Genomic DNA, 19,864 nt, shown 5'->3' with positions numbered 1-19,864 from the left:
GCGACGCCCGGGTGAAGCACGGACATCGGCCGGTGCCCGCCCCTGCCGGCGCCCGACGGGTGCGGGGGGGGCGGGCACCGGCCGGCCCCGGGGTCAGCGGCGGTAGGAGGCGAGGTAGTCGGCGGTCGGGCTGCCGACGCCGGTGACGTCGTCGTAGCCCTTGACGGCGTGCAGCGAGGAGTCCTTGCCGAGGGTGCGCAGCGAGGTCGCGGTGCCGTCGGCGGCGTCCACGCCGTTCACGAAGTCGACGCGGACCTCGGCGAGTTCGGTGCCGGGGCCGAAGGGGTGGTCGGTGACGTCGTGGTAGGCGCCGGTGCCGTAGCGGTCGTAGATGGCCGGGTTGGCGAAGCCGAGCGGTGCGCCCGCGGCCTGCTGGGCGAGCGCCTGGAGCGCGGCGACGACCGGGGCGGCGAGGCTGGTGCCGCCGATCCGGTACTCGCTGTACTGGCTGGTGCCGTCGGGGAAGGTCTGGGTCTGGCCGACCAGGAAGCCGGTGTTCGGGTCGGCGACCGCCGCGATGTCGGGGACCACCCGGTTGCGGCCGCCCCTGGCACCGGACAGTGCCCTGGGGACGACGTGCTTCTGGTAGCGCGGCTGGGCGACCCGGGCGCTGGTCCCGCCGCCGGCGCCGCTGGTGAAGGCGCCGGGGAAGTCCACCCAGCTCTGCCCGTCCGCCGACAGGGCGGCCTTGAGGGTGCCCCAGCCGGTCTCGAAGGCGTACCCGGCGTTCCGGTCGAGGCCGAGCGAGGTGCCTCCGACGGCGGTGACGTAGTCGAGGGAGGCCGGCATGTCGGTCTGCTTGGTGCCGGTGCGGGCCTCGTTGTCGCCGGAGTCGCCGCTGGAGAAGTAGAAGCCGATGCCCTCGGCGGCGCCGCAGCGGAAGAGCTGCCCGTAGACCGGGTCGAGGGCCGGGTCGCTGTCGCCCTCGACCTCGCCCCAGGAGTTGCTGACGATGTCGGCGAGCCGGACGTCGACGATCCGCTGCAGCGCGTCGATCATGTCCGGGTCGTAGCAGGAGGTCGCGCCGACGTACCGGATGTTCGCCTCCGGTGCGACGGCGTGCACCGCCTCCACGTCGAGCGTCTGCTCGCCGTACCAGCCCTGGGCGTCGCAGCCGCCCGGGTCGGCGTCGCTGGGGGCCTGGGTGTGCGTCCACAGCAGCGGGTCGTTGCGCAGCAGTTGGTCCTTGCCGTACGGCGCGTCGCCGTGGGCCGCGGCGTAGGCGGTGACGTCGTCGCCGAGCGTCGGCGAGTCGTACGCGTCGACGACGGCGACGGTGACGCCGCGACCGGTCAGGCCGGAGGCGGTCGCGCCGTACGCCGAGCGCAGGTGCGCGCCGTCGTACCCCTGGATGGCGTACGGCTGCACCGAGCCGTAGGCGGCCGGGGTACCGGTGGCCGGGTTGGAGCCGTAGTAGTCGGAGAACGGGCCGGAGTTGACGAAGGCGGGGGCCGGCCCGGGCAGGGTGTCCTGCGGTGCGACGGCGCCCTTCGCCGCCAGGCGGGAGGATCCGGCGCCGTGCCGGACCTTGTGCGGCGCGGAGTTGAGGCCGTACACAGCGAGGACGGAGCCGGCCACCGCCTCCGGGACGGTGGCCTCGCCGACCGGTGCCCGGTAGGTCTGGTTGCCGCGGCGGAAGGAGTGCAGCTGGACGGCGAACGCGGCCTGGGCCTGCTCGGCGGTGCCGTTCGCCACCAGGTAGTGCTCGGTGTCCGAGGTGACCGTCAGCCCGGTCGAGGCCAGCCAGGCGCGGACCGACGCCACCTGCTCCGGGCTCGTCCCGAAGCGCTCCTTCAGCTGCTCGGGCGTCAGGAAGTGCCGGTACTGCGCGGAGTGCGGATCGGAGACGTCCTGGGCGAAGGCGTCCAGCCCCGCCCGGTCCCGCCCGGCCAGGTAGATCCGGACGGTGACGGGCTCGGAGGCCTCCACCGCCCCCTCGTCGGCCGAGGGCGAGGCCCAGACGGGATGGGTGCCGGGCACGACGACCCGGTTGTGCGCGGCGGGCGCCGCGTGCGCGGGCGCGGCGAGGGTGGCGGCGAGCAGCGGCGCCGAGAGCGCGGCGGCGAGAAGGTGCCAACGTTGTGTCATATCGTCACGAATACGGCATGTACTACTCATTTATCCCCATCGAACACGCCCCACCGCCCGGGTTTCACACGGGTGCAGGGCAGCCCCCGTCAGATCGACGCGCCGAAAATCCTGCACCCACCACGGGCCGTTGGAGCCGAGGTCGACGCCCACACCGATGTCCTTGAACGCACAGTTCAGAATGTTGGAGCGGTGTCCGGAACTCTCCATCCAGCCCTTCATCGCCGCGGCGGCGTTCTTCGGGTTTTGGTGGATGTTCTCGCCCCACGCGCCGAATCCGTAGCCGGCCTTCTGCATCCGGTCGCCCGGGTCCAACCCCTCGGGAGTGTTGTGCTCGTAGTAGTTGCGGGCCGCCGTGTCCGCCGCGTGCGCCTGGGCTGCCGCCTGGAGCCGGGAGTCCACCTTCAACAGTGTCGCGAACGGAGTCTCCGGTATCAGGACGTCCCCCGCCTGGCCGCCGGCGACCGCTGTCCCGGCGGTGGTACCGGGGCCACCGGCACCCGAGAGCGCCCGGGGCTCGGGGGTGCCGACGCGGCCACCAGGCCGACGCGACCGTAGGACGACGCTGGAATCCGGAAGGCCGAGGCCCCTCGGCCCCTGCCGGCCGCGCCGTCGAACACAGCAGCCTCGGACGACAATCGACACAAGTGTCCGGTCGGTGGGTTCATCATTCCGATCTTTTGCCGATCAGCGTCTCAACAGCGCCGGGCGGCGCCCCGTCCGACCGGGGCCCGCGGGTGGGACAATAGGGTCACCAGACCTTGCCACCCTCCCGGTGGGAGCCGTCCATGAGACCGGAACAGGCCGACGGGTCGGGCTCGGGCCGTCGAACGGGCTTCGCCTTCGTCGGGCGCGCCGCGGCGCTGGGCACATTCCTGGAGGCCTGCCGGGCCGCGCCGACCGTGGTCTTCGTCCTGGGTGAGGCCGGCATCGGCAAGTCGCGCCTGATCCACGAGGCCGCGCGCGTCCTTCGCGAGGAAGGCACTCCGGTGATCCAGGGCGGCTGCCACCCGCTGCGAGAACCGCTGCCCTTCGGCCCCGTCATCGACGCGCTGAGTGCCGCCGCGTTGCCCGGCGGTGCCCGCCTCACCGCGAGATCGGCTCTCCTGGCCCCCTACCTGCCCCACCTCGCCGACCGTCTGCCCGCCCCGACCTCCGACGACGGCCGTGCCGGCGAGTACTCCCCCGGCGGACCCACCCGCAACCAGGTGCTGATGCGCGCGATCCACGAGGTGGTCGCCGCACTCGGGCCCGTCGTGCTCGTGGTCGAGGACGTGCACTGGGCCGACGACGCCACCCGCGACCTGCTGTCCCTGCTCGCCCGCAACCCGCCCGACAACCTGAGACTCGTCCTGACCTACCGGCCCGTCGACCTCCCCGGCGCCGGCGCCGTGCTGGGCAGCTCCTACCGCCGCCCGGTCGGCGTCGGAGGCGCCGAGATCGCCCTCGCGCCGTTGTCTCCGGAGCAGATCCGGGTCCTCGCCGAGTCAGCCGTCGGCCCTGCCGCCACCCCTTCCCTGTGCCGGGACCTGTACGAGCGCAGCGGCGGGCTCCCGCTGGCCGCCGAGGAGGACCTGCTGGTCGTCGCCGACCGGCTCGTCCGCCACGGCGGCGGCCCGATCGACCTGGAGGACAACGGCGTGCCGCGCGCCCTCCAGGAGGCCGTCACCAGCCGCCTCGTACCGCTCGGCGGCGACGCCAAGGCCGTCGTCGAGGCCGCGGCCGTCCTGACCGGGCCCTCCTCCGAGGACCTCCTGGCCGCTGTCGCCGGCCTCGACGGCCGCCGCGCCGAGGAGGCGCTCACCGAGGCCCTCCGGGCCGACGTGCTCACCGAGCGAGGACCGGGGAGGTACGGATTCCGTCACGGCCTCGCCCACCGCGCCGTCTACAACGGCATCCTCGGCCCCAGGCGCCGCCGGCTGCACGCCGCTGCCGTCGACTCACTCACCGCACGAGCGGAGCCCGCCCCCGTCCAGATCGCCCACCACATCCGCCGGCTCGGCGACACCACCGCGTGGATCACCGCCGCGAAGGAGGCTGTCGCGCACGCCGAAGCCGTCGGCGACGACGGAGTCACCGCCGGCCTTCTCGAGCAGCTCCTCGACGAACCCGCGCTCGGCCCCGTCGACCGCGGCTCCTGTGCGCTGACGCTCAGCCGCATCGCCAGGTACCGCAGCGATCCCCCTGCCGCCGCAGCCGTCCTGCGCCGCATCCTCGCCGACCCCGCGCTCGACACCGCCACCCGCGGCGAGATCAGGCTCAACCTCAGCTTCGCCCGTGGGCTGTCCTCCATGACCGTCAACGAGGAGAGCCTCGACGAGCTCGAACGCGCCGTCGCGGAACTCGTCGGCAACCCTGAACAGGCGGCGGCCGCCATGACCGCCCTCAGCCTCGGCTCCCTCATCAGCGCCGGCAGCGGTGATGCCACCGAGAGCCTCGCCCTGATGGACCGGGCCGCCCGGCTGGCCGACGCCGGGCCCGACCCGTCCGCCCGGACCCTCGTCCTGATCAACCGCATCACCCTGCTGGAGAGCCTCGGCGACCCGAGCTGCAGAGATCTCCTGGCCCGGCTGCCCCGTACCAGTGCCGACCGGGGCGTCCTCCAGCTGTGCGCCCGTTGCCTGCACGACGCCGCCTACTTGGAGCTGTCCCGCGGCTGCGACGGCGTTGCCCGGTCACTCGTCGACGAGGCCGAGGACATCTGCCGCCGCATCTCCTCCTTCTACCTGCTGTCCAGCTGCCGCATGATACGGCTGCACCTCGACCTCCTCGGCGACCACTGGGACGGCCTTGAGGAGCGGATCGGCACCGTGCTCCGCGACACTGCCGAGAACAGCACCGCCCACGTCGGCGCCCACGTCGCCCGTGCCATCCTCAACACCGCCCGCGGCCGATGGACCAGCGCCCGCGAGACCCTCACCCCGCTGGCCGACGCCTTCACCGAGCAGGTCGGGCCGCAGGCCGTGATCGCACTGGCCCGGATCGAACTCCTGGAGAACCGCGCGGCGGCAGCCTGGCAGCGCCTGGTGCCGGTCATCGCCGCCATACGCCGCAGCCAGATCTGGGTGCGGCCCGCCGCATTGCTCCCCGTCGCCGTGCGCGCAGCTCTCGGCTGCGGACTGCATTCCGAGGCGGCCGAGTTGGTGGCGGAGGCCGACCGCGGCATCGAAGGCCGGAGTGCTCCTGGCGTGGTCGCGGCCGTCGACTGGAGCCGCGCCATGCTGGCAGCCGACACCGACACCCTGGGCGCCTTGGACCTCCTGCACCGCGCCCGTATCCGCTACGAGGACATCGGGCGCGTGCATGCAGCCGCCCTCGTCGCCGAGGACGCCGGCCGGCTCCGGCTGACCACCGCCCCCGAGCACCCCGCGGACGCCGCCCGCGACCTCCAGGACGCCCACGCCGTCTTCACCCGCCTCGGCGCGACCGTCGACGCCGCCCGCTGCGAACAGGCGCTCCGCGCCTGCGGCCGTCCCCGCCCGGCACCCCTCCCGCACGCCACCGCGGGCCTGTCCCCGCGCGAGCGGCAGGTTGCCGAACTCCTCGCCGACGGCGCGAGCAACCGGCACATCGCCCAGGCCCTCTCGCTGTCCCCCCGCACCGCCGAGCATCACGTCGCGGCAACCCTCCGCAAGCTCGGCGTCACCCGCGCCCACGTGCGCGACGCGCTCGGCCCCGCACTGTGAGGCATCCGCTGGGCGGAGTTCCGGTCCGGGGCGTCGGGGGAGTACGTCCCGGACCGGGGGGCGTCCCACAACGCCGAACAAAAGATATCACTACCCATCAGATACAAACATAGGACCACATCCGCCGCCGAGCACCCAGAACCCTTGACGGATGGGGTCGCGGGAGGTTTCCTGAACCCCGCCACGTTTGAATCGGTTTGGACCTGATGCTTTGCGTTGCCTTCCCGTTCTGGGCGGCACCGAGCCGGGAGTCACCCATGCACGCTCACCCCGTCCGTCCCGCCGCCACGCTGGGCGCCTGTCTGATCCTCGGCCTGGCCTTCTGCTCGGCAGGGTGCGGTCCCGCCACCGCCGACCCGGAGCCGATCACCACCGTCGGAGGGAAGGTCTCCCTCACCTATCTGCAGAAGCAGGGCGATCAGGAGTACTTCCGCGAGGAGGCAGCGGGCGCCCGGGCGCGAGCCACCCAACTGGGGGTGGACCTGCAGGTCGTGGACGTCGGCAGCGATGCGAGCAGGGCGGTCGCGGAGGTACGGGCGGCCATCGGGCGGAAGACCAACGGTCTGATCGTCGCCGCACCCGACCCCGCGGTCGGGCCGCAGGTCGCCGAGCTGGCGCGGAGCGCGAAGGTCGCGCTCCTGGCGTCCGACGACGAGCTCTGCACCACCGACCCCGTGCCGTCCACCTGCGACAAGGATCAGTTGGTCGCGCGGATCGGCTTCAGCGGCACCCGGATGGGCGCGGAGGTCGGCAAGCGCGCCGCACAGGAGTTCGCGAAGTCCGGGTGGGCGCAGTCCGACACCCGAATCGTCTCCGCCTGGAAGCAGGATGTCACCGTCTGCCAGGATCGGGTCAACGCCGCCGAGGACGCGTTCATCGCCACCGCCGGGGCCAGCATCGAGAAGATCGCCGTCCCCACCGACAACACCGCTCTGGGTGCCCAGAGCAGGGTCGCCGCGATCCTCGCGACCCACCCGCGGATCAGGCACTGGATCGTCTGGGGCTGCAACGACGAGAACGTCCAGGGCGGCGTCACCGCCCTGGAGAACGCCGGCTTCAAGGCCGAGGACGTGATCGGCGTCGGCCTCGGCGCCTACCTCGCCTGCAAGGACTGGAACGGCACCAAGCCCTCCGGCATGAAGGCCGCCCTGTTCATCAACGGCAAGGACGTCGGCGCCCTCGCCGTCCAGACCATGTACGACAAGCTCAAGAACGGCAAGGACTTCCCCAAGGAAGCCTTCGCCAAGACCACCATGGTCGACGCCACCACCTGGAAGTCCGCCGGCGTCAGCTGCAGCTGACCAAGAACGGCCGGACCGCGCGTGGATTCCGCCGGCATCGGCCCCGAGTTCGACCGCGTTGTTTTCGAATCCGGTTCCCCACGGGACGAGGCTGGGATGGCAGTGACAGATCAAGGACTTCTCGCGCGGCAGCGGCGCGCGCTCATCATGGGTGCGGTGCGCCGTGACGGCGCGGTGCGGGTCTCGGACCTGGTGGTGAGCCTCGGGGTCTCCGACATGACCGTCCGGCGCGACCTGGAGGCCCTGGTCCGCAGCGGCATGGTGGAGAAGGTGCACGGTGGCGCGGTGGCGGCCACCGGCAGTGGCGAGGAGCTCGGGTTCGCCGTCAAGTCCTCGATGGAGTCGGACGCCAAGGCCGCCATCGCCGACGCGGCGGCCGCCCTGGTCGAGCCGGGCAGCGTGGTCGGGCTCGGCGCCGGCTCGACGGCCCATGCGGTGGCCGAGCGGTTGCTGCACGTCGAGGATCTGACGATCCTCACCAATTCCCTTCCGATCGACCAGCTGGTCCGGAATTCGACGGTCCCGCGTTCGAGACCGGTGGTTCTGCTGACCGGTGGAACGGCGACCCGGTCCGAGGCTCTGGTCGGACCGATCGCGGACCGCACGATCGAGTCGCTGCATGTCGATGTACTGATCCTCGGGGCGCACGGTGTGATGGCGAACGAGGGACTCTCCAGTCCCAACCTCGCCGAGGCGCAGACCAACCGGGTGTTCATCTCCCGTGCGCGCCAGGTGGTGGTGGCAGCGGACCACACGAAGTGGGGCACGGTCGGACTGAGCTGTTTCGCGGACCTCGGGCAGGTGGGGGCATTCGTCACCGATGCGGGAATGCCGGTGGAGGCCCAGGCCGCGCTCCGCGACCGGGTCGGGCAGCTGTTCGTCGTGGGCGTCGACGACGAGGAGGATTCCGACCGCTGACGGCGCGACGGGGGCGAGGACCGCGCACCCGGCCGGACAGAACCCCGGCGATAAAACGGTCCGGGCCACGAATTCTTGACGGCCCGCGCGGAGATTGTGTCGGATGGGGAATCCGGTCGCGGACCGATCACCCGGCGACCGGTCGGGCTTCCCGCGGCCTCCCACCCCTCGGCCGGGGCAGAGCCCGTTCCCACCCGCACCCTCTTGACAGTTGCATGACATATACCCTTCCAGATGTTGGTAATTGGTGGAACACCCGGCGGCGGATCCACCATGCCGCACCCACCCCTCGCCTGTGCGGCTGCGACACCACCGCTCCCCCTGCGACTGGCGACAACCCGTCAAATTGGCTGCATTACACCAAGGTTGACCGGCCCGTCGCACCCCACGGGCCGATCCCGGGAGTAGATGGTCACAAGGTGATCTCAACCCCCCGCCACCCTTGACGGCGCACGTAACGGCGCTGTCATATGTGCCATACAGTTTGAACCTGTTGGTTTCTGGGGGTTTGACTCCGCGCCGCTCAGCAGCGGCATCCACCGGCCGCTTCCCCCCGCATCACCTACCCCCGCTCGAAGGAGCTCCCCATGTTCCGCACCACCAGCCGTGCCGTCGCCGCCGCAGGCCTGCTGCTCACGCTCGGTCTGACCACCGCCTGTTCCACCGGTCAGGAGTCGGCGACGTCGGACGCCGCCCCCGCGGCGCCGGTCAGCGGCAAGATCTCGATCACCTACCTGCAGAAGCAGGGCGACCAGGAGTACTTCGTCGGCGAGGCCGCCGGCGCCAAGGCCAGAGCGGCCGAGCTGGGCATCGACCTGAAGGTGGTGAACCTCGGCAACGACGCCAACAAGACGGTCAGCGAGGTGCAGTCCGCGATCGCCCAGAAGACCAACGGCCTGATCATCGTCGTTCCGGACCCGGCCGTCGGCCCGCAGGTCGTCCAGACCGCCAAGGACGCCAAGGTCGCGCTGCTCACCTCCGACGACCAGATCTGCGCCACCGGCCCCGCCCCCGCCTCCTGCGGCAAGGACGACCTGGTCGCCCGGATCGGCTTCTCCGGCGAGCAGATGGGCGGCGAGGTCGGCAAGCGCGCCGCCGAGGAGTTCAAGAAGGCCGGCTGGAGCCCGGCCGACACCCGGATCGTCTCCGCGTGGAAGCAGGACGTCACCGTCTGCGGCGACCGCGTGAAGGCCGCGAAGGCCGCGTTCACCGCGGGCGCGGGCGCCGAGGTGAAGAACATCGACGTCGCCACCGACAACACCCCCACCGGCGCCCAGGACAAGATCGCCGCCACCGTCACCGCCAACGCAGGCGTCAAGCACTGGATCGTCTGGGGTTGCAACGACGAGAACGTCCAGGGCGGCGTCACCGCCCTCGAGAACGCCGGCATCGGCGCCGACAACGTCATCGGCGTCGGCCTCGGCGCCTACCTCGCCTGCAAGGACTGGAGCGGCACCAAGCCCTCCGGCATGAAGGCCGCCCTGTTCATCAACGGCAAGGACGTCGGGGCCCTCGCCGTCCAGACCATGTACGACAAGCTCAAGAACGGCAAGGACTTCCCCAAGGAAGCCTTCGCCAAGACCACCATGGTCGACGCCACCACCTGGAAGTCCGCCGGCGTCAGCTGCAGCTGACCAAGAACGGCCGGACCGTGCCCCCGCGGACCGGCTGCCGCTCCGGCCCCGGCTTCCTGCCCCCGCCGGGGCCGGAGCGGCCCCGACCACGAGAGGCCACGTCGCCCGTCTCCCCGCGACGCCTGTGCCCACCCACCTCTCCGGACCACTCGAAGGCGACCCTCATGAGCGAAGCCCACGGCAGCAACCCGAACCCCCGCCCACCCACCGCAGCCACCACCGGTGCCACCGGGGTGCGACACGTCACCAAGCGGTTCGGAGCCGTGCAGGCCCTGGACGGCGTCACGCTCGACTTCCCACCCGGCCAGGTGACCGCGCTGATGGGCGAGAACGGCGCCGGCAAGTCCACCCTGCTGAAGATCCTCACCGGCGACCACCAGCCCACCCAGGGCCACGTCGTCCTCGACGGCAGGCCAGTCCAGCTCGCCTCGCCGACCGACGCCCGGCGGGCCGGGATCCGGATCATCCCGCAGGAACCCGAGATCATCCCGCACGTCTCCGTCGCCGAGAACGTGTACGCCGGCGCGCTGCCGCGTGCAGCGGGCCGGCGCCTGGACCGGGCGGAGCTGCGCCGCCGGATCACCGCCGACCTGACCCGCCTCGGTTTCGACAAGGTCCTCGACCCCGACCTGATCGGATCCCAGCTCACCCCGGCCCAGCGTCAACTGGTCGAGATTATGCGGGCGTTGACCGGCGAGGCCAAGGTGATCGCCTTCGACGAACCCACCTCCTCGCTCTCCGAGCACGAGGTCGACGCGCTCTTCGCCCTCATCCGGCGTCTGCGCGACGAGGGCGTGGCCGTCGTCTACGTCTCCCACCGCATGCAGGAGATCTTCCAGCTCGCCGACCGGATCGCCGTCCTGCGCGACGGCGCCCTGGTCGGCGTCCAGGACGCCCGGACCACCGACGAGGGCGAGCTGGTGCGCCTGATGGTCGGCCGGAATCTCAGCGCGATGTTCTCGCGCCCGCGCGTCGCCACCGACCGGCTCGTCCTCGACGTCCGCGGTCTCACCACCGACGACGTCCGCGACGTCGACCTGCAGGTCCACGCCGGCGAGGTGGTCGGCCTCGCCGGGCTCATCGGTGCCGGACGTTCCGAACTCGCCCTCGCCCTCGCCGGCGACCGGCCGATCCGGTCGGGCACCGTCACCCTCGACGGACAGGTCCTGCCGTCCGGCAGGCCCGGCGAGGTGATCCGGGCCGGTCTCGGGCTCGCCCCCGAGGAGCGCAAGGCCCAGGCGCTGTTCCTGCAGCGGTCGATCCGTGACAACACCTCCACCGTGGTCCTCGACCGGCTCAGCCGGTTCCGCTTCGTCCGCCGGTCGGCGGAACGGCAGTTGGCCCAGGAGTTCACCGATCGGCTGCGGGTGCGCACCCCCTCGATCGAGCACGAGGTACGCAAGCTCTCCGGCGGCAACCAGCAGAAGGTGGTCCTCGCCCGCTGGCTGGCCCGCAAGCCCAAGGTGCTGATCCTCGACGAGCCGACCCGCGGCATCGACATCGGCGCCAAGGCCGAGATCTACCAGATCATCGCCGACCTCGCCGCCGACGGCGTCGCCGTCCTGGTCATCTCCTCCGAACTCCCCGAGGTCCTCGGCCTCGCCGACCGGATCGCCGTCATGCAGAACGGCCGCATCACCGGCGAACTCGACCGCGCCGAAGCCACCGAAGAAGCCATCCTCAACCTCGCCATGGCCGACGACCTCGCCCCCGCCCGTACCCCTGGAGCCACCGCATGACCACCACCACCCCGAGCACCGGCCGCACGGCGACCGAGCCGCAGCACAAGAACCGGGGCCGGCTCGCCAACCGGGCCGCCCTCAACGGGCAGAACATCAGCCTGATCGGCGCCCTCGTCGTCGTCCTCGCCCTCTTCGGCGCTTTGAACGACAACTACCTCAGCCTGAACAACATCCAGGTCATCGCCGAGGCCGCCACCATCACCGGACTGCTCGCCGTCGTCCAGACCGTCGTCATCATCTGCGGCGGCCTCGACATCTCCGTCGGCTCCCAGGCCGGCGTCGCCTCCGTCGTCTCCGCCATGGCCTTCACCACCACCGGCTCCAACGCCTACGCCGGCATGGCCGCCGCCGTCGCCGTCGGACTGCTGATCGGCCTCCTCAACGGCGCCGTCATCGTCTACGGCCGCGTCAACCCCACCATCGCCACCCTCGCCGGCCTCGCCGCCTACAAGGGCCTCGCCCAACTCCTCTCCGACGGCCGCGCCCAGGGCTACGTCCTCAACGACCCCGTCTTCGTCTTCCTCGGCCGCGGCGCCATCGCCGGACTCCCCGTCATGGTCTGGATCCTCATCGTCGTCGCCCTCGCCGTCCACGTCCTCCTCAAGTACACCGACCTCGGCCGCAACCTCTACGCCATCGGCGGCAACGACACCGCCGCCCGCCTCGCCGGCATCAACATCAACAAATACCTCGTCGCCGTCTACGGCCTCATCGGCATCGTCTCCGCCGTCGCCGGCATCCTGCTCACCGCCCGCACCGGCTCCGGCCAACCCACCTCCGGCAGCGAAGGCCTCGAACTCAAGGCCATCACCGCCGCCGCCCTCGGCGGCTGCGCCCTCAAGGGCGGCAAGGGCGGCATCGGCGGCACCCTCCTCGCCGTCGCCCTCCTCGGCGCCCTCGAGAACGGCCTCACCGTCCAGGGCATCAACTCCTTCTGGCAGAACGTCGCCCAAGGAACCCTCCTCGTCGTCGCCGTCGTCGTCCAGCAACGCCGCACCGGCGAACGCGCCGTCGGCCTCCCCGCCTGACCGCACGGCAGCCGCAGCAGTACCCACCGAACCCCGTCGGGGAGCTGTCGTACGAAGGCCGCAGCAATGGAGCGGCGGCTGACAGCCCGTCTCCCGACGGACCGGCGAAGGCCGCTGAGGGTCGGCCGACTCGCCACCCTGCCGGTGGCGTCCAACCGATCGGACGCCACCGGCAACCCCGTTCCCACCGGGATCCGCACTTCGGTGAGTGGAGATGAGGAAATGGCGTCATACGCAGCGGGCACGCATTCCGCGGCCGTCTATCTGTGCCGGGACCTGCTGGACCTCCGTTCCGCCCTCACGGAGTACGCCCTCGACAACGGCTTCTCCGTCCCCGCCGTCTACGTGGACAGCGGGTGCGGGGCCGCCGCCGGTCGGTCCGCGCTGGGCAGCCTGGTCGGTGCGGTCGAGCAGGGCCTCTACGACACGGTGATCGTCCCGGCCATGCCGGTCACGGGCACCGACCACGGCGGTGCGGGTGCCGTCGTGCGCCGCTTGCGGGCCGCGGGTGGCCGGGTCGTCGAGATTCCGCAGTAGTCTCCGCGGCCCCGGGCCGTCACCGCCGGGCTCTCGATGCCTCACAGCTCGGCGGGGCCCGCTGTGTGCGCGACGATCTCGTAGAGCCCGGGCGCGACCTTCCTGAATCGGCCGCCGGCCTGCTGCGCGAGCCTGGCACGCTGAACATCCGTACGATCGACCGCCAGGCCGGGCGGCACGTCCACGAACGCGCGGACGAGGTCGACCTCGTCGTCTGTCAGGCCATGATCCGACATCAGGGCGCCTCCTGCCCTCGACATCCCCCGCCGACATCACCGTCCGCCGCGGCGGACGAACCAGCAGCCCGTAGCGTTTGTGCAGCGTTTCGCCCGGTCGCCGCCCCGTCCGCCTACTGCCCGGCCGGGGCGGCGTGGGACAATACTCTGCGTGGCGGCGCGTTCGGAGTAGTGCGGAGATGCTGCATGTCAGGCTCAGGAGCCGGGAGTCCCGCTTCCCACCGTACGGGTTTCGCCTTCGTGGGGCGCGAGGTGGAGCTGCGACAACTGCTGGCCGCCGTGGGCGAAGGTGCGACGGTGGTGCTCGTCGAAGGTGAGGCGGGCATCGGGAAGTCGCGTCTGCTGCGGGAGGCCGCAGATCGCCTGACCGCCGCCGGTGTGCCGGTTCTCCAGGGTGGCTGCCATCCGCTGCGCGAGCCGCTGCCGTTCGGTCCGCTCGTCGACGCGCTGCGTGACGGGTCTTCGTGGTTCGGACCGGTGCAGCGGTTCAGCCCCGCGACGGCCGTCCTCGCCCCGTACCTGCCCGAGCTCGCCGACCGGCTGCCGGCCATGCCCGCGGGAGGCGGGTTCGGCACGCCCGGGCAGCAGCTGATGCGCGCGGTGCACGACGCCCTGCGTGACCTGGGCCCGGTCGTCCTGATGGTGGAGGACCTGCACTGGGCCGACGACGGCACCCGCGACCTGCTGTCCCTCCTGGCCCGCAACCCTCCCGAGCAGCTGCGGCTGGTGCTCACCTACCGCGCGCACGACCTGCGCGGCGGCCGGAGCGTGCTCGGCTCGCCCTACCGTCGGCCGCTCGGCGTGGGTGGTACCGAGATCGCTCTGCGGCCCCTGCCGGAGGAGGAGGTCCGCAGGCTCGCCGTCTCGGTGATCGGGCCGGCCGCGGCCGGATCCCTGTGCCGGGAGCTCTTCGAGCGCAGCGGCGGCCTGCCGCTGGCCGCCGAGGAGGACCTTCTCGTCCTCGCCGACCGTCTGGCCCGGGCCGGTGGGGGCGGTGTGCCGCTCTCGCTCGAGGACGCGCAGGTCCCCCGCGCGCTCCAGGAGGCGGTGAACAGCCGCGTCGACCCGCTCGGTCACGACGCGCGGGCCGTGGTGCAGGCCGCGGCCGTCCTGGCGGTACCGGCCCGCGAGGAGGTGCTGTCCGCCATGACGTCGCTGACCGACGAGCAGACCGAACAGGCCCTGACCGACGCGCTCGGGGCCGACGTCCTGGTCGAGAGAGCGCCCGGCAGGTACGGCTTCCGGCACGTGCTGGCACGTCGCGCCGTGTACGACACCATTCCGGGTCCGCGGCTGCGCCGCCTGCACGGTCGGGCCGCCGACGTCCTGTCCCGGGAGGCAACACCCGCACTCGTCCAGGTCGCCCACCACACCCGCCGGCTGGGTGACATCGCCGCCTGGCTTCCCCGGGCTCGGGCGGCCGCGGAACACGCGGTCGCGGTCGGCGACAACGGCATCGCGGCGAACCTGCTGCAGCAGCTCCTCGCCGAGCCGGAGCTGCCGGCCGAGGCGCGTACACGCAGCGCTCTCGACCTCAGCCGCATCGTGGACTACATGGCCGACCCCCGCGCCGGCATCGCCCTGCTCCGTCGGATCCTCGCCGACCCGGCGCTGGACGTGGTCACCCGCGGCGAGATCCGCCTCCACCTCGGACTCCTGCTGTTCTTCGGCGCGGACGTCCGGGCCGCCGCCACCGCCGAGCTGGAACGGGCGATCGGTGAGCTCCGGGACCGGCCCGACCTGGCCGCGGTCGCCATGGCCTCGCTGGGCCTGCGGACCTCCACCGGAATGACGATCGCCGAGCGGCTGGGCTGGATGGAGCGGGCGACCGCCAGCATCGCCCACAGCGACAACGCGGTTGCCCGGGCGACCGTCCTGGCCAGCCGGATCAGCCTGCTCGCCAGCCTGGGCGACCGCGAAGCCGATGTGATGCTCCGGCAACTGCCGCGGGACGACCCCGATCGCGACGTCCAGCGGCAGTGCGCCCGGGCGCTGCACAACGCGGCGGACGCGATGTACCTGAGCGGCAACGACGAGCGGAGCCGTGTCCTGCTCGCGGAGGCCGAGGGCGTCGCCCGCCGGATCGGGAACCCGAGCGTGGAGGCCGGCTGCGGGGCGATCGCGCTGAAGCTGGATCTCGCAGGCGGGCGCTGGACCGGTCTGGAGGACCGGATCGAGACGCTCATGAGTCAGGCCGTCGAGGGCCACTGGGCGCACGTCGAGGCCCGGCTCGTGCGTGGTCGGCTCGACCTCGCGCACGGTCGGTGGGCCCGCGCACGCGAGGTGTTCACCTTCCTGATGACCGAGGAGCACGGCGAGATCTTCCTCCTCGGGGCGGCCTCGCTCGCGCGGACCGGCCTCCTGGAGGAGAAGCCGGAGGACGCCTGGGAGGTCGGCCGGCTCGGCGTCCGCGAACTGCGGGAACGGGGCGGCTGGGTCTGGGCGACCGACCTCGTGCCGACCGCGGTCGAGGCGGCCCTCGCGTGCGACCTGGTGGCGGAGGCCGAGCGCCTGGTCGCCGACGCGGCAGCCGGAACCGCGGGCTGCGACACCCCTGGCGCGGAGGCCGAGATCGCCTGGAGCCGTGGGCTGCTGGCGGCAAAGACCGCGGTGGACGACGGTGACGGCCTCGCTGTGGCGGTCCGTCACCTGGACGACGCCCGCCTGCGGTACAGCGGAATCGGTCGCCCCTACCATGCCGCGCTCGTCTGCGCCGCCGTCGGCCGGATCCTCGTCCCCCACCACCCCCAGCAGGCCGCTGCCCGGCTGGAGGAGGCGTTCCGGGCCTTCACCCACCTCGGCGCGCTCGCGGACAGCGGACGCTGCGAGCAGCTCCTGCGCACCATCGGCCGGCACCGGGCCCAGCCCCGCGACCGGCGCACGTACGGCACGGACCTGTCTCCTCGTGAGCAGCAGGTCGTCCGGCTCCTCGTCGACGGCGCCACGAACCTCGACATCGCCCGCGCGCTCGGCATCTCCACCCGCACCGCCGAGCACCACGTCGCCAGTGTCCTGCGCAAGCTGCAGACCACCCGCCACCAGCTGCGCGGCGCTCAGCCGCCGCTGTTCTGACCCTCGGCGGCCGCCAGCGGGCTCGCCGGTCGGGTGGTCACGGGGTGGGGCCGGACTCCTCGTCCTCGATGCCGACCACGAGGAGCTGTCCGACCCGGTCGCGCAGGACGCGCTGGGCCTCGGTGGGCAGGCCGGCGTCCGTGACGAAGAACCCGACCTGCGAGAGGTCCGCGAAGGTGCTCAGGCCGACGGTGCCCCACTTGGTGTGGTCGGCCGCGACCACGACCTGGCGGGCCCGGGAGATGAACGCCCGGTTCGTCTGGGCCTCGGCCAGGTTGGGGCTGGACAGCCCCTCCTTCTCGGTCACGCCGTGGGTTCCGAGGATCAGCACGTCCACGTGGAGGGACTCGATGGTGCGGTCCGCGATCGGGCCGACCAGGGCCTCCGACCGCGTCGCCGTCCCCCCGGTCAGGAGCACCGTGGGCGGCTTCGGGTTCACCGTCCTGGCATTCCGCACGAACTGATCGATCGGCAGCGAATTGGTGAGGATCGTCAGGTCTTCCACGTGCAGCAGGCGCTTGGCCACGGCGAACGTCGTCGTACCCGCGCTCAGGGCGACGACGCTACCGGGCTTCACCAGGGCGGCCGCCGCGTCGGCGATGGCGGCTTTCGCGGCCGACTCCAGCCCGGACTTGACGGCGAATCCCGGCTCCTCCCCGCTCCCGGTCGTCGCGACCGCGCCGCCGTGGACCTTCTCGACCATCCCCCGGCGTTCCAGGGCGTCGAGGTCGCGCCGGACGGTCATGTCGGAGACGCCCAGGGCGGCCACCAGATCGGAGACGCGGACCGCGCCGTCACGGCGCACCGCCTCCAGGATCAGAGCACGCCGCTGTCCCGCGAGCAGTCCTTGATCCGCCGCCACTGCCACCCCAGACTCGTCCACCTGCGATCCGGCTCCGAATATAGCGCAGCCGATCTTCGGTGCCACCGGGCCGGACACGGCCGGGAGTCCGACGGGGCGTGACGGCGCCGGGCGCGGTGGCACCGTCGATCACCCAGGTCCCCGGCCGGACCCGGACCGGTTCGTCGGTGCCGTCCCACCGGACGTACCAGAGCAGGACCCCGGGGAGGAACCACCGGCGCCGGGCCTCCACGAGCGTGCCGGCCCGGGTCACCTGCCGGTAGTGCACCACCCGCGCACCGACGTGAAAATCCGCGTCGGTCATGCGGGGCCTCCCAGGACAGCTGTCCACTTCGAAGTCGTCATCGCCTTGCTTTCGGAGGTGCGGGTGCGGCCGATCCCGCAGTCGTGGCGGGACCGGCCGGGGACGGGACTCAGGCGCAGGTCAGCTGGATGCCGGCCCAGTCGGCGTGGTCGTACGCCTTGCCGTCGCCGCCGTCGGAGACCTGGAGCAGGAGCTCCTGGGCGCCGTCGAGCCGGGCCGTGAGACGGACGGGGCCGTCCTGGCCGGTGAGCAGGCCGCTGTCGGCGACCTTCTGCCCGTCGGCGTAGATCTGGAAGGTGGCGGAGCCCTTGCTGCCGACCTCCTCGTCGATGCCGACGTCGGTGGTGAGGGCCGTGCAGCTGCCCCCGAGGTTGTACGTGATGAGCGACGGCGCGTTGGTGCCGATGCCCTGGTCGTACGTGCTGGTGCCGATCCGCAGCGGGTTGCGGCCGTCCCCGGCGCCCGATTCGCCGTTGCTCCGGTCGGTTTCGACGGGCCCCCAGCCGTTGGTGGCGGTGGTCCAGGACCGGGCGGTGAGCGAGGCGGTGGTGGCGTCGGAGCCGGGGGTGGGTCCGCAGGTGAGGCGGGGTTCGGCCCAGTCGCCGTGGCCGCTGCCGTCACTGCCGGGAGCGGTGGTGATGAGGCGCAGTTCCTCGCCGCCGGTCAGGTCGGCGGTCAGGCGCAGGGCTCCCTGTCCGGCGGTGCGCGGGCCGCTGTCGGCGACGACGGTGCTGTCGCGGTAGACGCGGAAGATGACCGAGCCCTCCGGCGTCTCGTCGTCGACGCCGACGTCGACGACCAGGTTCCGGCAGGTGCCGCCGAGGTAGTAGTGGACATCGGTCTCGGCGCGCGTCCCCAGGCCCTTGCGGTACTGGACGCTGTTGATCGTGAGCGGTCGGCCGTCGCCCGTGCCCGGACCGCCGGCGCTGTGGTCACGCTCGACGGGGGCTGCGGCGTAGGTCGCGGTCGGGGCGAGGTCACCGAGCTGGAAGGTGCCGCCCGGCATGTCGGTGCGCAGCGCCGGGGTGAGCCGGTACATCGCGGTGCCGTGCGAGGGGAGCGTGGCGGTGATCGTGCCGTCGCTCTGGCTGGTGGCCTTCGACCACAGGTCCTTGAGGGTGTACGAGGACGCGCCGCCGATGCCGGCGGCGGCCGCGGTGGTGGAGACGGTCTGGGTGGTGGCGGTCTCGTTGGTGAGGGTGATGGCGCGGGAGCCGTCGGCGAGGGGCTTGCTCATCACGACGAGGCCGCCGTTGTTGGCGATGACGGTGCCCTGGCGGCCGAGGGGATCCTGGTCGACGGCGATGACGTCGGTGTTCTTGAGGATCTCGTAGGTGGCGGGGGTCACCTTGCGCAGGTCGGTGCCGATGAGCAGCGGGGCGGCCATCTCGGCCCAGAGGCTGAAGTGGGTGCGGTACTCGGTGTCGGTCATGTGGCCGTTGCCGACTTCGAGCATGTCGGGGTCGTTCCATTCGCCGGGGCCGGCGAAGGGCGCGAGGGCCTGGTTGACGTGGGCGATTCCGATCATGGAACCCCAGCTGTCGCCGATGTCGCCGGTGGTGCGCCAGGAGCTGCCGACGTCGCGGGCCCAGGTCCACGGCCGGGTGGTGCCCCACTCGCAGATGCCGTAGAGGATCGGGCGTCCGGTGGCCTTGAGGGCGTCGCCCATCACCTGGTACCGCTCGACGCCACTGCCGTAGCAGGAGTCGTACTTGAGGTAGTCGACGCCCCACGAGGCCCACAGGTTCGCGTCCTGCTGCTCGTGGCCGAGGCCGCCGGGGAAGCCGTTGCTCGCGCAGGTCTTGGTACCGGCGCTGGAGTAGATGCCGAACTTCAGGCCCTTGTCGTGGACGTAGTCGGCGACGGACTTGATGCCGTGCGGGAAGCGGACCGGGTCGGGCACGAGGTTCCCGGCGGCGTCGCGCGCGGGGAGCGCCCAGCAGTCGTCGAGGTTGACGTAGGTGTAGCCGGCGTCCTTCAGCCCCTGCGTGACGAAGAGGTCCGCGATGCCCTTCACCATCGCCTCGTTGAACTCCGCCCGGCAGCCGGTGGAGTTCCAGTTGTTGAAGCCCATCTGCGGGGTCTGGGCGAGGGAGTTCTGGAGTGCGGCAGCCGGGGCGGCCGCCGCGGTCTGCAGGCCGACGACCGCCACGGCGCTCAGGGCGGTGGTGCCGCCCAGGAGGGCGAGGGCGGTCGCGAAGCCGGTGACTCTGTGCCGGTTCTTGCGGGGAACGGACGCCAAGGAGGGCCTCCAGGCTCAATCGGAACACAAAGGAACCGAATCCAACGAAACCAAGCGTTTGAGAGCGTCGGGCCACCCGGCGCCGATGTCAAGAGATCCGACGAGCCGTCAGCACCCGCGGTCGGGGCGCAGAAGGCCGACCATCGACCGCCGAGAAAGCAGGAGTTGACGTTTAGCCCCAGATCAGAGCATCAGCCTCGGCCTTGGACCGACT

Annotated in this window: 13 protein-coding genes; 8 read left to right on the top strand and 5 right to left on the bottom strand. The window is 72.1% G+C overall.

Going from position 1 to position 19,864, the window contains the following annotated elements; genetic code table 11:
* Positions 1 to 93 precede the first annotated feature (93 nt).
* Positions 94 to 2,088: a protease pro-enzyme activation domain-containing protein gene (locus ACGFX4_RS11375; RefSeq protein WP_393072025.1), complete on the bottom strand. Its 1,995-nt coding sequence runs from the start codon at positions 2,086 to 2,088 to the stop codon at positions 94 to 96.
* Between the two features lie 30 nt (positions 2,089 to 2,118).
* The gene (locus tag ACGFX4_RS11370) at positions 2,119 to 2,490 is read right to left on the bottom strand and encodes a CAP domain-containing protein (RefSeq protein WP_393072023.1); all 372 of its coding nucleotides are present in this window, start codon (positions 2,488 to 2,490) and stop codon (positions 2,119 to 2,121) included.
* A gap of 386 nt (positions 2,491 to 2,876) precedes the next feature.
* Between ACGFX4_RS11370 and ACGFX4_RS11365 the strand changes: the two genes are divergently transcribed.
* The 7 genes from ACGFX4_RS11365 (at position 2,877) to ACGFX4_RS11335 (ending at position 12,934) form a co-directional block, all read left to right on the top strand.
* Positions 2,877 to 5,774, top strand: a complete 2,898-nt coding sequence (locus ACGFX4_RS11365) for an ATP-binding protein (protein ID WP_393072021.1) — start codon at positions 2,877 to 2,879, stop codon at positions 5,772 to 5,774.
* Between the two features lie 257 nt (positions 5,775 to 6,031).
* On the top strand, positions 6,032 to 7,075 hold the full coding sequence (locus tag ACGFX4_RS11360; protein WP_393072019.1) for a substrate-binding domain-containing protein: 1,044 nt from the start codon (positions 6,032 to 6,034) through the stop codon (positions 7,073 to 7,075).
* A 21-nt stretch (positions 7,076 to 7,096) separates the two neighbouring features.
* Positions 7,097 to 7,993 carry a DeoR/GlpR family DNA-binding transcription regulator gene (locus ACGFX4_RS11355; RefSeq protein WP_393072017.1) on the top strand — a complete coding sequence of 299 codons (897 nt, stop codon included), beginning with the start codon at positions 7,097 to 7,099 and terminating at the stop codon, positions 7,991 to 7,993.
* 587 nt (positions 7,994 to 8,580) lie between these two features.
* The gene (locus ACGFX4_RS11350) at positions 8,581 to 9,627 is read left to right on the top strand and encodes a substrate-binding domain-containing protein (protein ID WP_393072015.1); all 1,047 of its coding nucleotides are present in this window, start codon (positions 8,581 to 8,583) and stop codon (positions 9,625 to 9,627) included.
* 164 nt (positions 9,628 to 9,791) lie between these two features.
* Positions 9,792 to 11,366: a sugar ABC transporter ATP-binding protein gene (locus ACGFX4_RS11345; protein WP_393072013.1), complete on the top strand. Its 1,575-nt coding sequence runs from the start codon at positions 9,792 to 9,794 to the stop codon at positions 11,364 to 11,366.
* The gene (locus ACGFX4_RS11340) at positions 11,363 to 12,397 is read left to right on the top strand and encodes an ABC transporter permease (RefSeq protein WP_393072011.1); all 1,035 of its coding nucleotides are present in this window, start codon (positions 11,363 to 11,365) and stop codon (positions 12,395 to 12,397) included. The genes ACGFX4_RS11345 and ACGFX4_RS11340 overlap by 4 nt, the downstream gene beginning before the upstream one ends.
* Before the next feature lie 222 nt (positions 12,398 to 12,619).
* Entirely contained in the window at positions 12,620 to 12,934 is a 315-nt protein-coding gene (locus tag ACGFX4_RS11335) for a hypothetical protein (protein ID WP_393072009.1), read from the top strand.
* A gap of 41 nt (positions 12,935 to 12,975) precedes the next feature.
* Here ACGFX4_RS11335 and ACGFX4_RS11330 read toward each other — a convergent pair whose 3' ends face one another.
* On the bottom strand, positions 12,976 to 13,170 hold the full coding sequence (locus ACGFX4_RS11330; protein WP_393072007.1) for a hypothetical protein: 195 nt from the start codon (positions 13,168 to 13,170) through the stop codon (positions 12,976 to 12,978).
* Between ACGFX4_RS11330 and ACGFX4_RS11325 the strand changes: the two genes are divergently transcribed.
* A complete protein-coding gene (locus ACGFX4_RS11325; protein ID WP_393072005.1) occupies positions 13,159 to 16,242 on the top strand; it encodes an ATP-binding protein in 3,084 nt (1,027 codons plus the stop codon). The genes ACGFX4_RS11330 and ACGFX4_RS11325 overlap by 12 nt on opposite strands.
* Positions 16,243 to 16,279: 37 nt before the next feature.
* Here the strand turns inward: ACGFX4_RS11325 and ACGFX4_RS11320 are convergent, their stop codons facing one another.
* A complete protein-coding gene (locus ACGFX4_RS11320; RefSeq protein WP_393072369.1) occupies positions 16,280 to 17,104 on the bottom strand; it encodes a DeoR/GlpR family DNA-binding transcription regulator in 825 nt (274 codons plus the stop codon).
* A gap of 413 nt (positions 17,105 to 17,517) precedes the next feature.
* Positions 17,518 to 19,650: an NPCBM/NEW2 domain-containing protein gene (locus tag ACGFX4_RS11315; protein ID WP_393072003.1), complete on the bottom strand. Its 2,133-nt coding sequence runs from the start codon at positions 19,648 to 19,650 to the stop codon at positions 17,518 to 17,520.
* Positions 19,651 to 19,864 lie beyond the last annotated feature (214 nt).

It is taken from the genome of Kitasatospora sp. NPDC048365, assembly GCF_043200835.1.
In the GTDB taxonomy this organism is placed as follows: domain Bacteria; phylum Actinomycetota; class Actinomycetes; order Streptomycetales; family Streptomycetaceae; genus Kitasatospora; species Kitasatospora terrestris.
The sequence above is the reverse complement of the archived record's forward strand: the minus strand, read 5'-3'. Positions and strand labels throughout refer to the sequence as shown.

What these genes read in the sequence shown, in the direction of transcription:
- ACGFX4_RS11350 (WP_393072015.1), top strand. Translation starts at nt 8,581, where the DNA reads ATGTTCCGCACCACCAGCCGTGCCGTCGCCGCCGCAGGCCTGCTGCTC.
- ACGFX4_RS11335 (WP_393072009.1), top strand. Translation starts at nt 12,620, where the DNA reads ATGGCGTCATACGCAGCGGGCACGCATTCCGCGGCCGTCTATCTGTGC.
- ACGFX4_RS11340 (WP_393072011.1), top strand. Translation starts at nt 11,363, where the DNA reads ATGACCACCACCACCCCGAGCACCGGCCGCACGGCGACCGAGCCGCAG.
- ACGFX4_RS11345 (WP_393072013.1), top strand. Translation starts at nt 9,792, where the DNA reads ATGAGCGAAGCCCACGGCAGCAACCCGAACCCCCGCCCACCCACCGCA.
- ACGFX4_RS11360 (WP_393072019.1), top strand. Translation starts at nt 6,032, where the DNA reads ATGCACGCTCACCCCGTCCGTCCCGCCGCCACGCTGGGCGCCTGTCTG.
- ACGFX4_RS11330 (WP_393072007.1), bottom strand. Translation starts at nt 13,170, where the DNA reads ATGTCGGATCATGGCCTGACAGACGACGAGGTCGACCTCGTCCGCGCG.
- ACGFX4_RS11365 (WP_393072021.1), top strand. Translation starts at nt 2,877, where the DNA reads ATGAGACCGGAACAGGCCGACGGGTCGGGCTCGGGCCGTCGAACGGGC.
- ACGFX4_RS11325 (WP_393072005.1), top strand. Translation starts at nt 13,159, where the DNA reads ATGATCCGACATCAGGGCGCCTCCTGCCCTCGACATCCCCCGCCGACA.
- ACGFX4_RS11375 (WP_393072025.1), bottom strand. Translation starts at nt 2,088, where the DNA reads ATGACACAACGTTGGCACCTTCTCGCCGCCGCGCTCTCGGCGCCGCTG.